The sequence below is a fragment of the Aromatoleum sp. genome, from assembly GCF_032027225.1.
GTDB lineage: Bacteria > Pseudomonadota > Gammaproteobacteria > Burkholderiales > Rhodocyclaceae > Aromatoleum.
In genome coordinates, this window is sequence record NZ_JAVSMM010000001.1 from 90,256 (window position 1) to 103,500 (window position 13,245).

Below are 13,245 nucleotides of genomic sequence, written 5' to 3' on the forward strand. Positions count from 1 at the left end.
GTCAGTACGACTCGGCGTGGCCTTCCCACATTTCTGAAGCGAACATCACCACGCGGTTGCGCCCCTCTTCCTTCGCGCGGTAGAGCGCGACGTCGGCGAACTTCACCGTCTGCCAGAACGTGTCGCTGTCGTGCGGGAAGGTCGCGACACCGACCGAAATCGTCTTCTGCAACACCGTGCCGCCGGCTTGGACTTTCATCTCGGCGACCGCCGCCCGTATGTTCTCCGCAACGCGCATCGCGCCTTCCGCATCGGTGTCCTGCAGCACGATCAGGAACTCCTCGCCGCCGAAGCGGATGACCATGTCGGACGCGCGCACCGAGTGCTTCAGCACCCCGGCCAGCGCCTTCAGCACCGAATCGCCGGCATCATGGCCGTAGCTGTCGTTGACGATCTTGAAGTAGTCGAGGTCGAGCATCAGGATCGCGATCGTCGCCTTGCGCCGGCGATTCGAGGCGATCAGCGTGTCGACATACTCTTCGAGGAAGCGCCGGTTGTTGAGGCCGGTCATCGCGTCGCGCAGCGAGGACTCGCGCAGCGTCTCGGTCAGCCGCTTCGCTTCGAGCACCGGCGCCATCTCGCGCACGTACACCTGCACGTACGGCATCTGCTCCTGGAACTCGTCGATCTTCGACTCCGGCACGACGAGCTGCACGACGTTGCCGACCGTCCCGCACTGCATGATCGGCACGCAGTAGTGCCGGCGCGCTTCGCCGCCCTCGGCCGACGGCTGGAACGCGTAGCAGATGCCGGGCTGCGCGAACCCGTCGACCGTGTGCCCGGAACGCTTCGCCCGGCACATCTCGCCCCGGGCAAGGATCTGCGGATCGCACCAGTGACAGCTCGCGTTCGGCACGCCGTTGACGCTGACCGTCGCGAGCTGCTTCGGCCCGTCCGTCTCGTAAATCGAGAACTCCTCGATGCCGAAGCGTTCGACGAGCACCTTGCCGAAGCGGTCGAAAATCTGCGCCTTGGTCTCGTCCTCCTCGATCGCCTGCTTGAAGCCCGACGCGTCGGCAAGGCCGTTGACCATGTCGATCGCGACTTCCAACTGGTTCTCGTCGTGGCTGACGGTACGCCCGGTGAGCTGCACGACGCGCTGGCTGATCCGGCCGAGCCCTTGGTCGAGGAAGGTCAGCAGATCGTTGGTGTGGGTCGCGATCTCGCCGACCTCGTCGTCGGTGCGCTGCTCGACCCGGCCGCGGAAGTCGCCTTTCAGCGCCCGCTCGACCGCCCGTTCGACTGCGCGCGCGGTGGAACCCACGGGCAGGATCAGCCGGCGGGCCGCGAGAATCGCGAGCAGCGAGAACACCGCGACCGTGACGATGATCATGAAGACCGTCGCGAGCGCCTTGCGCTTGAGTTCGGCCAGCGACAGCTCGATCGTGACCGCGCCGAGAACGTCCCCTTCGCCGACGTTGTGGCACTGCAGGCAGTTCGGCGTGCCGCGCGCCGACGCGGCGAACGGAATCGTGCCGCGGAAGATCGACTCACCGTCGATGTCGTCGAGGTTGTAGCGCGCCTTGCCGTCGGCGAGAACGAGCTTTTCCGTCTCGTCGGCCTGCATCTCGCGTGACATGCCGGCGCCGAACTGGTCGTTGACGTGCGACGAGCGGACGACGCGAGCCGAACGCAGTCCCTGGACTTCCATCAGGCGGTCGAGGAATTGCTCGCGCTTGTCGATGATGCCGTGGATCATCGCCTCGGTCAGATGGACACGGACCATCTCCGCCGCGGTGCGGACGTGCGCCGTCGAGGACGCGATCGAGTAACTGCGGAAAGCGTAGAGACTGATAACGATCAGCATCACCAGCGTTCCGAGCGAGACGCCACCGAAGAGCAAGGTGACCTTGCGGTTCAGGTTCATTACCACTCCTGCAGCCCGCTCCCGCGGGCATCGATTTACATTTTCTTACGGGTGGAATTATGCCCGAGCGACTTGTCGGCCGACCGCGGACCAGCGGATTTCGCGCTCCGCGCGCAACGTAAGTCACACTCCGCGATGGGCGTCGCGGCGGCCGGCAACAGCAAGGGGTGGGAGGGCTAGAGGAAAGCGGGAGCGGTCAATCGGCGGCGGCTTCCGCGCTCGCACGGAAGCGTTCGACAAAGCGTCGGTCGATGCGGTCCTTCCAGCGCCAGGCCCACGCCCCCCACCAGCCGAAAGCGCCGCGGGCGCCGAGCGCTTCGCCGGTCCCGGTGCTGACGAGATACAGCGCGCGACGCTGCGGCCGCCACGCGCGGAGCGGCTCGCCGGCCAGGGAGCGCAGCAGGTTTTCGGCGAGCGGCGGACCGGCGCGGACCGCGAACACGCCGGACTTCGGCCGCGGAGTCGCGTAGGCCGCGCAGTCGCCGGCCGCGAAAACCTGCGGATGGGAAATCGAGCGCAGCGTCGCATCGACGCGCGCGTAACCTTCATCGTCAGTCGCGAGCCCCGAAGCGGCGATCCACGGTTGCGCCGCCGCCCCGGTCGCGACAAACACGTTGCGCGCGCCGATGCTCGTCCCGTCGTCGAGCACGGCTCCGTGCGCGGTGATCGCGCACACCCTCCGGCCGCCGAGCCACGCGATGCCTCGGTCGCGCATCAGCTTGCCGGCCCGCCACCGGACGACGCGGGGCAGGCCCTCGAGCGGTCGCAGCGCGGCGCCGACGGCTGAGACCTGCGCGTCTCGGCGCCCGAGCGCGGCGAGCCTCGCCTGCAGCGCGAACGCAATTTCAACGCCGGCCGCGCCGCCGCCGACGACCAGCGCATCGCATTCGTGCCCCGCTGCGGCGTCGGCGACGAAGCGCCGGATCGCGTCGATGAAGCCGTCGAGCGGTCGCACCGGCGTCGCAAAAGTCGCCGCGCCCGGAATGGCATGAACGGCGGTCGCGGCCCCGGCGTCGATCGACAGCCGGTCGTATTCGATCATCTGCCGTCCGTCCGCCGTTTCGACGACCCTCGCGCCCGCGTCGAGCCGCACGCAGGCTTGCCGCACGAAGCGCGCGCCGGCACGTGCGGCGAGGCCCGCGAGCGGGATCGAACACGCTGCGAGCGGATACGTGCCCGCGATCCATCCGGGAAGCATCCCCGAATAGACCTGGGCGTCGGACGGCGAGACGAGAGTGACCTCGACCTCAGGCGGCCGTTCGCGCGCGAGACGTTCGAGGACGAAAAGATGGGCGTGGCCGCCGCCGAGCAGCACCAGGCGCTTCATTCGCGCGGCGAGAACCGCAGGTCACCGAACAGCGTGGTCGCCCGTTCGCCGGTGTTGTCGGTGTCCGCGCTCACGGCGATGCCGGTGATGCGCGGCGGCGCTTCGCCGAACGCGGCGCGAAAATCCGCCGCGACGTCGCGGCGCACTTCGACCCATTCCCCCGCGTGCTCGGGGCCGCTGTCCACGACGACCATGCGCACCCGATCCGTATAAGGGTTCGGGCCCGTCACGCCCACGGGCTGCGCGGTGCCCCAGACATAGGCGATCGCGGCGGTCGGAAGCTCGGTCCCGTACGCGGCGCGCGCGATCGTCATCTTCAGGCGGTCGGTGACGGTAAGGCGCTCGACGGGGAGGTCGAACAGCACGTACACGCGACCGGCATAGTCGTCGCCGTCCTTGCGGGTGAAGTCCGACCCGGCGACGGGATTCGACACTTTCCAGCGCCACGCGAGGATCGGCGTCCTTGCCGGATCGACGTCGAGCGGGTGCGCGAGCGCGGACGCCGACGCGTCGGAGCGCACGCGCAGCACCGTGCTGCCGCCGTCGCGGACGAGGTCGAAGCGGTTCGCGCGCTCGACCTTCGGCAGCTTCTGGTGACGCCACTCGCCGGGAAAGGCCTCGCCGGGCGCCGCGACCGAAAACGGCGCGGGCTCTGCCGGCTCCGCGGCGGCCGGATGCGCGACCACCGCGAACGAGAGCGCCGCCGACGACAGCATCGCGCCCGCTTTCGCCCGCGCAGCCGCGGCCTTCGTGCGACGCGCACTCCTGATTGCAGCCATGCTCCTGATATCCTCCGGTCTGTCGCGCACGTCCTTGCACGCGGCCGTTCGGCCGGCAACCGGATTCCGCGCGGGCGAGCGGTCGAAACCCGCCGAGGCCTTCGGCAGGTCGGGGGGGAACGCTTGTCGTTGATCACGCCTCAATATCGCCTGACGCCGAGCGCCTGGCGGGCCCTCCGCCCCTCCCGCCTTGGGGGAGTCTGCAACGCGACCCAACTTGCGCGAAGTGTAGACCGCAGCCGGGAACGACGGCACGTTCGCCGACGTCCCCGGGTCACAGAACAATCGAACGATGCGGAAGCGGCGCGTGCCGCGCCCTCCGACGGAGAAGAATCATGCACGCCACCCTGCCGCTGCTCCAGGCGACCGAGTTTCCCGCGCTGCGTCGGCGAACGCTCGACACGCTCCAGGTCAATCTCGGCTATCGCTGCAACCAGAGCTGCGTCCATTGCCACGTCAACGCCGGACCGAAGCGGACCGAAATGATGGACGCGGACACGGTCGCGCTGATCCCGGCCGTCCTCACCGCGCGCGGTCTCGCGGCCCTCGACATCACCGGCGGCGCGCCGGAACTGCACGACGATTTCCGCCGCCTCGTGCGCGAGGCGCGCGCCCTCGGCGTCCGCGTCATCGACCGCTGCAACCTGACGATCCTGTTCGAACCCGGGCATGAGGACCTCGCCGAATTTCTCGCCACGGAACGCGTCGAGGTCGTCGCGTCGCTGCCGTGCTACTCGGTCGCGAACGTCGATCGCCAGCGCGGCGACGGCGTGTTCGAGCGCAGCATTGCCGCACTCCACCGTCTCAATGCGCTCGGCTACGGGCGCGGCGGCGACCTCGTGCTGAACCTCGTCTACAACCCGCTCGGCCCGGTGCTGCCGCCCGCGCAGGACGCGCTCGAAGCAGCATACAAGCGCGAACTCGGCACGCGGTTCGGCATCGTCTTCGACCACCTGTTTACGCTCACGAACATGCCGATCCAGCGCTTCGGCAGCATGCTGATCTCGAAGGGGCAATTCAACGACTACATGCGGCTGCTGAAGGAAAACTTCGCCGCCGGCAACCTCGACAACGTGATGTGCCGCAGCCTCGTCAGCGTCGACTGGCAAGGCTACCTGTACGACTGCGACTTCAACCAGCAGCTGGGCCTGCCGCTGGCGGGCGCGGGGCGGCCGCATCTGCGCGACCTCCTCGACGACGATCTCCACGGTCGCGCGATCCGCGTCGCCGACCACTGCTACGGCTGCACCGCGGGCCAGGGCAGCAGCTGCGGCGGTGCGCTGTGATTCGCACCCGACCATGAAGAAGGCCGTCCTGCTCGCCGCGCTCGCGCTCGCGATCGCGGCGTTCTTCGCGTTCGACCTCGACCGGCTGCTGAGCTTCGACGCGCTGAAGCAGGGACAGCAGGCGTTCGCGCAGCGCTACGAGGCGTCGCCGCTCGCGTTCATCGCCGGTTACTTCGCGATCTACGTCGTCGTCACTGCGCTGTCGCTGCCGGGCGCGACGATCATGACGCTCGCCGGCGGCGCGCTGTTCGGACTCGTCGCCGGCACGCTGATCGTGTCGTTCGCGTCGACGATCGGCGCGACGCTCGCGTTCCTCGTGTCGCGCTTCCTGCTGCACGACGTCGTGCAGCGCCGCTTCGGCGACAAGCTGAAGGCGATCAACGACGGCATCGCGCGCGACGGCGCGTTCTATCTCTTCACGCTGCGGCTCGTGCCGCTCTTTCCGTTCTTCCTGATCAACCTGCTGATGGGCATCACGCCGATCCGCGCGCGGACGTTCTACTGGGTCAGCCAGGTCGGGATGCTCGCCGGGACCGTCGTGTATGTGAACGCCGGCACCCGCCTCGCGGCAATCGACAGCCCGGCCGGCATCCTGTCGCCGGCGCTGCTGCTGTCGTTCGCGCTGCTCGGCGTCTTTCCGCTGATCGCGCGGCGCATCGTCGCGGTCATCCGCAGTCGGCGCGTGTTCGCGCGCTGGCCGCGGCCGAAGTCGTTCGACCGCAACCTCGTCGTCATCGGCGCCGGCGCCGCGGGCCTCGTGTCGGCGTACATCGCCGCGGCGGTGAAGGCGAAAGTGACGCTCGTCGAAGCGGGGAAGATGGGCGGCGACTGCCTCAACACCGGCTGCGTGCCGAGCAAGGCCTTGATCCGCAGCGCGAAGCTCGCGCACCGGATCCGCCACGCGGACCGCTACGGCCTCGCCGCCGGCGAACCCCGGTTCAGCTTCCGCGCGGTCATCGAGCGGATACGCGGCGTGATCCGCGCGATCGCGCCGCACGACAGCGTCGAGCGCTACACCGGGCTCGGCGTCGAAGTCCTCGCCGGTCACGCGCGCATCGTCGATCCCTGGACCGTCGAAGTCGCGCTGAATGAAGGCGGCACGACGCGGCTGACGACGCGCAGCATCGTCATCGCCGCCGGCGCGCGGCCGTTCGTGCCGCCGCTGCCCGGGCTCGACGCAGTAGGCTACGTGACGAGCGACACGCTGTGGGACGCACTGGCGTCGCACGTCGCGCCGCCCGCGCGCCTCGTCGTCCTCGGCGGCGGACCGATCGGCTGCGAGCTCGCGCAGGCGTTCGCCCGGCTCGGCTCTCAGGTCGTCATCGTCGAAATGGCGCCGCGACTCCTCGCGCGCGAAGACGACGAAATCTCTGCGCTCGTGCGGGCTGCGCTCGCCGCCGACGGCGTCGAAGTCCTCACCGGGCACGCAGCGAAACGTTGCGAACGCGGCAGCCCCGGTGAAGCGGGCGAATCCAAGTGGCTCATCGTCGCGCACGATGAGACCGAGCGGCCGATCCCGTTCGACATGCTGCTGGTCGCCGTCGGGCGCAGCGCGCGGCTCGCCGGCTACGGCCTCGAAGCCCTCGGCATTCCGGCGGAGCGCACCGTCACGACCAACGAATATCTCGAGACGCTGTACCCGAACATCTTCGCCGCCGGCGACGTTGCCGGCCCGTACCAGTTCACGCACACCGCCGCGCACATGGCCTGGTATGCGACCGTCAATGCGCTGTTCGGCAGCCTGCGGAAGTTCCGCGTCGACTACTCGACGGTGCCGGCGGCGACCTTCGTCGACCCGGAAGTCGCGCGCGTCGGCCTGAACGAACGCGAAGCGACCGAGCGCGGAGTCGCGTTTGAAGTCACGCGCTACGACCTCGGCGAGCTCGACCGCGCGATTGCCGACGGCGACGCGCGCGGCTTCGTCAAGGTGCTGACCGTGCCCGGCAAGGACCGCATCCTCGGCGCGACGATCGTCGGCGAGCACGCGGCGGACCTCCTCGCCGAGTTCGTCCTCGCGATGAAGCACGGCCTCGGCCTGAACAAGATCCTCGGCACGATGCACATCTATCCGACGCTCGCCGAAGCGAACAAGTACGCGGCCGGCGAATGGAAGCGCGCGCACGCGCCGCAAAAGCTGCTCGCGTGGGTCGAGCGCTTCCACACCTGGCGACGGGGCCGGCCGTGAAGCTGTCGATCGTCGTCCCGGTGCTGAACGAGGCGGAGAACCTGCCGGCGCTGCTCGCCCGCCTGGTTCCGCTGCGCGCGTGCGGCACCGAGATCATCGTCGTCGACGGCGGCAGCGATGACGGTTCGCCGTCGCTGGTCTCGCGCGCGAACGTGATGCTGATCCGCTCTCCGGCCGGGCGGGCGCGCCAGATGAACGCCGGCGCCGCCCGCGCGAGCGGCGACGCGCTGCTGTTCCTGCATGCCGACACCGCGCTCCCGGCATTTGCCGACCGCATCGTCTCGGCCGCCCTCGACGGTGGCAGCCGGAAGTGGGGCCGCTTCGACGTGCACATCTCGGGGCACTCCCCGCTGCTGCGCATCGTCGCCACGATGATGAACCTGCGCTCGCGGCTGACGGGCATCGCAACCGGCGACCAGGCGATGTTCATGACCCGCCAGGCCTTCAATGCGGTCGGCGGGTTTCCCGACCTGCCGCTGATGGAGGACATCGAACTGTCGCGCCGGCTGAAGACGGTCTCGCGGCCGATCTGCCTCCGCCAGCGCGTGCTGACCTCGGGACGGCGCTGGGAGACGCGCGGCGTGTGGCGGACGATCTTCCTGATGTGGCGCCTGCGCTTCGCGTGGTGGCGCGGCGTGCCGGCCGAGCGCCTGGCGCAGCGATATCGGTGAGCGGGGCCGCGACGCCATGCACGACCGAAACGACATCGGCCAGCCGGAAACCGTGACGCCGCCGCCGAACTCCGGCGCCGTCCGCGTGATCGTCTTCGCGAAGGCGCCGCTGCCGGGCCTCGCGAAAACCCGCCTGATCCCGGCACTCGGCGCCGCTGGCGCCGCCCTCCTCGCCGCACGCATGCTCGACGACACGCTCGCTGCCGCGCACGAAGCGAAGCTCGGCCCCGTCGAGCTGTGCGTCGCGCCCCACGCCGGCGACCCGGCATGGCGGCAAATGGCGCTGCCGCCCGACATCGTGCTCACGTCGCAGGGCGACGGCGACCTTGGCGCTCGGATGTCGCGCGCGGCGGCCCGCGCGATCGCCCGCGCCGAAGCGGTGCTGCTGATCGGCACCGATTGCCCGCAGATGTCGCCCGACGTGCTGCGCGCGGCCGCACTCGCGCTGCGCGACACCGACGCGGTCCTCCACCCGAGCAGCGACGGCGGGTACGTCCTCCTCGGCCTCGCGCGCTTCGACGCGCGGCTGTTCACGCGGATCGCGTGGAGCACGCCGAACGTCGCGGCGACGACGATCGCGCGCATCCGCGCGCTCGGCTGGCCGTTGACGCTGGGCGCGACCTTCGACGACATCGACGTTCCCGACGACCTGCGACACCTGCCCGACTCGGCCGAAAGTAATATCTGAAGCAGAGCGCAATGCAGGAATTACTTCCTATGCACCCACTTGGGCCAAGGGTATATTCGCGCTGAATTCGGCTGTTACCGCTTGTTACTGTCGCGCGTGCGCGCCGACTGCCAGGAAAGGTCCGGTCCGACCCCATTCACCGGTGCGAGCCAGACTCGATGACTCCAATCAAGACGATCCGCGGACTCCTGCTGACCGCGGCAGTAGCGTTTTCGTGCGCCCTCGTATTCACGACGCATTACGTCGTGTCGAGCCTGTTCGAGCGCTCGGTGCGCGACGAGGCGATGCGCGACGCGGCGACGTTCGCGGACATGACGTTCGAGTCGATGTTCCAGCTGATGCGCACCGGCTGGTCGCGCGGGCAGCTCGAAGAATTCATCCAGGCGATCCGGCGCTCGGTCGACAAGACGCAGCACCAGATCGAGATCTACCGCGCCCCGCGCGTCGCCGAACGCTTCGGCGCGATCGCGCAGAAAGAGATGGACGACGCGGTCCTGCAGGCGATCGCCGACGGCGAAGCGCGACGCATCGACACCGGACCGGAGATCCGCTTCATCCATCCGCTGCGCGCCGAAGCGCAGTGCCGCCTGTGCCACGTGAACGCGGCCCTGGGCGAGGTCCTCGGCGTCATCGACGTGCGCCAGAACATCACGCCGCTGCTCGAAGCCGGCAGCCGCAAGTTCCTGTGGGCCTTCGCGCCGATCATCCCGGTCGCCGTCATCGCCGCACTGTTGTTGTTCGTCTATATCCGCCGCCGTCTCGACCGGGCGATCGCCGGGTTCGCGCAGAACATCCGCTCGGTGAGCAGGCTGTCGGACCTCAAGCAACTCGAGCGGGCGACGCTCGACTTCGGCTTCGACGAATTCCGCCCGATCGCGCACGAAGTGCGGCAGCTGACCGAGCGCGTGCGCTCGATCGCGGTCGACAAGGAGATGCTCGAGTTCGAGATCCGGCTGCTCGAGAAATTCATCCTGACCTCCGACGTCGTCAAGGACTGGCGCGAATACGTGAACCGGCTCTTGATCGACATCGACGACGTGATGCCGGCCTACGCGCTGTTCTCGATCTTCAAGATCGGCGACGACATCTTCGACCTCGAAGTGTTCTGGCGCTACGCACCGTCCGACGCGAGCAAGCAACTCTTCGAGGAGACGATCAAGGAATCGCTGAGCCGCAATCCGTATTTCGCCCTCGGCTACGCGGTCAGCATCGAACACAACGTCGCCGACAGCTCGCGGCAGTCGCCGGAGCTCGTGCGCGCCGACATCGAGGTGCAGACGAAGTCGCTGCTCGTCGAGGCGCCGAAGATCGGCGGCATCGTCGGCATCGGCATGCAGGCGCAGGCGAACGCGGATGCGACGCGCTGGCTCGTCGTCGAGAGCATCCTGTCGACGCTGCTGAACGTCGTCGGCTCGGTCAAGGCGATCGACAAATACACGAAGGACCTCGAGTACTACGCGACGCGCGACCCGCTGACGAACCTCTACAACCAGCGCGTGTTCTGGGAGCTGCTCGACAGCGAGGCGATCCGTTCCGGGCGCCACGGCTACAAGTTCGGTCTCGCGGTGATCGACGCCGACAACTTCAAGACAGTGAATGACACTTACGGCCACGGTTTCGGCGACTTGTTCCTGCAGGAAGTCGCGGCGAAGATCCGCGGCGCGATGCGCGAGGACGATCTGCTCGCACGCTACGGCGGCGACGAATTCGTCGCGATCCTGCCCGAAACCGACCTCACCGGCACCGTCGAAGTCACGCAGCGGATCATGGACGCGGTCTCCTCGCTATCGATCGAAACTCCCGACGGCGCGCGCGTTTCCGGCTCGCTGTCGATCGGCATGGCGGTCTATCCGAACCACGCGGTCGAGACGAAGGATCTGTTCCTCTTCGCCGACAGCATGATGTACCGCGCGAAAGCCGACGGTAAGGGCCGCCTCGCGGTGCCGACCGAGCAGGACGTCGTCGACGTGTTCCGCTCGCTGTCCGAGAAGAGCATCCTGATCCTCGCCGCGGTCGAGGCGCGCGGCGTGATCCCGTTCTACCAGCCGATCATCAACCCGCGCACGGGCGAGGTCGAGGCGCTCGAGGTGCTGTCGCGCATCCGGCTCGAGGACGGCACGCTGCTCGTCGCCGACGCGTTCGTCGCGATCGCCGAGAAGATGGGCCTGATGCACAAACTCGACTACATCCTGATGGAGCGCGCGCTCGAAGCGGCCGCGGCGGCGAACTACCAGGGTCTGCTGTTCCTGAACATGTCACCGCGCGCGCTCGTGCTCAACGATTTCGTCCAGCAGACGCGGCGCATCGCGGCCGAGTGCAACTTCGATCCGTCGCGCATCGTGTTCGAGATCACCGAGCGCGAGACGATCAAGAACATGGCGCTGCTCGAACGCTTCATCAACACGCTGCGCGGCGAAGGCTTCCGCCTCGCGATCGACGACTTCGGCTCGGGCTTCTCGTCCTTCCACTATGTCAAGCGCTTCCCGATCGATTTCCTGAAGATCGAAGGCGACTTCATCCTCGGCATGAAGCACAACGACAAGGACCGCGCACTCGTGCGCAGCATCGTCGCGCTCTCGCGCGATTTGGGCATCCGCACCGTCGCGGAGTACGTCGAGGACGACGAGGTGCTCGCGAAAGTCGTCGAGCAGTCGATCGATTTCGCGCAGGGCTACCACATCCGGCGTCCGACGCCGTCGATCGCCGAAGCTCTCGACGTGCATATCCGCTGAATCATTCCGAATCGTCTCAATGCCGGGCGAAAGCCCGCGTCGCTGCCTACAATGAAGCGATCGGCCGCGCCCATCACGGGAATGGCGCCGGTCTTGCTCATCGACGCGCCCACATGAGGAGACGAATCATGAAAAGGCTTCAGCGCTTGTTTTCGATGTTGCTTGTCATCTGCTTCGCCAACGCGACGATGTTCCAGGTCGCGCAGGCGGCACTCGTCACCACCGAGCAGGTCGCGGGCATCGCGTCGGCATCCGGCCGCGACGCGTCGCCGCATGAACGCCTTTCCGCGCTGATGGCACGCAGCGACGTGCAGAACGAACTCGAACGCCTCGGCCTGACCCCGGAGCTCGCGAAGGAACGCATCGCGGCGCTCACCGACGAGGAAGCCTCGATGCTCGCGCAGCAGATCGAGAACGCCCCCGCGGGCGGCAGCGACGTGCTCGGCGTCATCGTGTTCGTGTTCCTCGTGCTGCTGATCACCGACATCCTCGGATTCACGAAGGTCTTCCCATTCACGCGCTCGGCTCGCTGAAGCCTTGAAGGAACGCGCCGTTCCCGCGCCGCGCCAGCCGTCCTCGTTCGTCGCGCTGCTGGCCGGCGCCGCGTTCGCACTCGTGCTGGCGGGCTGCGCGGTGCAGACACCCCGCCTGCTCGCCGAGCCGCCGGCGGATCTGCCGCGGCGGGTCGAGCTCGCGGAAACGCCGTTCTTCCCGCAGGAGGAGTTCCAGTGCGGGCCGGCCGCGCTCGCGACCGCGCTGTCGGCTGCCGGGCTGCCCACGCGGCCGGACGACGTCGCCGACCAGGTCTTCCTGCCCGTGCGAGAAGGGTCGTTGCAGCTCGAAATGCTTGCCGGCTCGAGGCGACGCGGCGCAGTCGCGACGCGGATTCCCGGCACGCTCGAGGCGGTGATGCGCGAAACGGCGGCGGGACATCCCGTCGTCGTGCTGCAGAACCTCGGGCTGTCGTGGATTCCGCGCTGGCACTACGCGGTGGTGATCGGCTACGACCTCGACGAAGGCGCTTTCGTGTTGCGCTCGGGCACGACCGAACGCCTCCAACTCGCGATGCGCACCTTCGAGCACACTTGGGACCGGTCGGAGCGCTGGGCCTTTGTGGCCTTGCCGCCCGGCCGCTTGCCGACCAGCGCGAGCGAGGAGGAAGTCACCCGGGCGCTCGTCGCATTCGAACGCAACGCACCGCCGTCCGCCGCCGCACGCGGCTATCTGGCGGCACTCGCGCGCTGGCCCGGCAGCCTCGTGCTGGCGATGGGGCTCGGCAACGCACGCTACGCGGCCGGCGACCTCTCCGGCGCCGAACAGGCATTTCGGGAAGCCGCGGCCAGGCACGGGTCGGCTGCAGCGTTGAACAATCATGCCCGTGTGCTGATCGAACTTGGGCGACGCGACGAGGCGCGGCAGGTAGCGCAGCAGGCCGTACGGCTCGGCGGACCGCTGCACGACACGGCACTCGCGACGCTGCGCGCGGTCGATGAATGACCCGCGATACCGCATCGGCGCAGCGGCGACCCCGTCCGGCTGCCCGTCCGCTCGCGCCGTCATTCCGGTCGACGGAGCGAGCCGGTCGGCGCTCCGCGACGCTGCAGGATGCACACGAAAAACAACGGGGGAATACCTGTTTTCGGTATCGACTACTTACATCTTGTCATCTCCCGCCTAACGGCGGTCGGGCAAAATCGCTTCGCAACAAAA

10 protein-coding genes are annotated in these 13,245 nt (G+C 68.3%); 7 read left to right on the forward strand and 3 right to left on the reverse strand.

The features are described 5' to 3' along the window. Nucleotide 1: 1 nt before the first annotated feature. From ROZ37_RS00440 to ROZ37_RS00450, 3 genes are all read right to left on the reverse strand, one after another. A complete protein-coding gene (locus ROZ37_RS00440) occupies nucleotides 2–1,867 on the reverse strand; it encodes a diguanylate cyclase (RefSeq protein WP_312656606.1) in 1,866 nt (621 codons plus the stop codon). A gap of 196 nt (nucleotides 1,868–2,063) precedes the next feature. Beyond that, nucleotides 2,064–3,194 (reverse strand): FAD-dependent oxidoreductase, encoded by a 1,131-nt coding sequence (locus ROZ37_RS00445; RefSeq protein WP_312656607.1) that lies wholly within the window; start codon nucleotides 3,192–3,194, stop codon nucleotides 2,064–2,066. Further along, on the reverse strand, nucleotides 3,191–3,973 hold the full coding sequence (locus tag ROZ37_RS00450; RefSeq protein ID WP_312656608.1) for a DUF3047 domain-containing protein: 783 nt from the start codon (nucleotides 3,971–3,973) through the stop codon (nucleotides 3,191–3,193). The genes ROZ37_RS00445 and ROZ37_RS00450 overlap by 4 nt, the downstream gene beginning before the upstream one ends. A gap of 335 nt (nucleotides 3,974–4,308) precedes the next feature. On the opposite strand from ROZ37_RS00450, the gene arsS reads away from it, so the two are divergent. From arsS to ROZ37_RS00485, 7 genes are all read left to right on the forward strand, one after another. After that, nucleotides 4,309–5,259 (forward strand): arsenosugar biosynthesis radical SAM (seleno)protein ArsS, encoded by a 951-nt coding sequence (gene arsS, locus ROZ37_RS00455; protein WP_312656609.1) that lies wholly within the window; start codon nucleotides 4,309–4,311, stop codon nucleotides 5,257–5,259. A 13-nt stretch (nucleotides 5,260–5,272) separates the two neighbouring features. Further along, on the forward strand, nucleotides 5,273–7,444 hold the full coding sequence (locus ROZ37_RS00460; protein WP_312656610.1) for an FAD-dependent oxidoreductase: 2,172 nt from the start codon (nucleotides 5,273–5,275) through the stop codon (nucleotides 7,442–7,444). After that, nucleotides 7,441–8,115 carry a TIGR04283 family arsenosugar biosynthesis glycosyltransferase gene (locus tag ROZ37_RS00465; protein WP_312656611.1) on the forward strand — a complete coding sequence of 225 codons (675 nt, stop codon included), beginning with the start codon at nucleotides 7,441–7,443 and terminating at the stop codon, nucleotides 8,113–8,115. Before ROZ37_RS00460 ends, ROZ37_RS00465 begins: the two co-directional genes overlap by 4 nt. 16 nt (nucleotides 8,116–8,131) lie before the next feature. Further along, nucleotides 8,132–8,803, forward strand: a complete 672-nt coding sequence (locus tag ROZ37_RS00470; RefSeq protein ID WP_312656613.1) for a TIGR04282 family arsenosugar biosynthesis glycosyltransferase — start codon at nucleotides 8,132–8,134, stop codon at nucleotides 8,801–8,803. Nucleotides 8,804–8,961: 158 nt separating this feature from the next. Continuing rightward, on the forward strand, nucleotides 8,962–11,535 hold the full coding sequence (locus ROZ37_RS00475; protein WP_312656614.1) for a GGDEF domain-containing phosphodiesterase: 2,574 nt from the start codon (nucleotides 8,962–8,964) through the stop codon (nucleotides 11,533–11,535). Between the two features lie 128 nt (nucleotides 11,536–11,663). After that, the gene (locus ROZ37_RS00480; RefSeq protein ID WP_312656615.1) at nucleotides 11,664–12,068 is read left to right on the forward strand and encodes a PA2779 family protein; all 405 of its coding nucleotides are present in this window, start codon (nucleotides 11,664–11,666) and stop codon (nucleotides 12,066–12,068) included. A gap of 4 nt (nucleotides 12,069–12,072) precedes the next feature. Beyond that, nucleotides 12,073–13,032: a PA2778 family cysteine peptidase gene (locus ROZ37_RS00485; RefSeq protein ID WP_312656616.1), complete on the forward strand. Its 960-nt coding sequence runs from the start codon at nucleotides 12,073–12,075 to the stop codon at nucleotides 13,030–13,032. The last annotated feature ends 213 nt before the right edge of the window (nucleotides 13,033–13,245 follow it).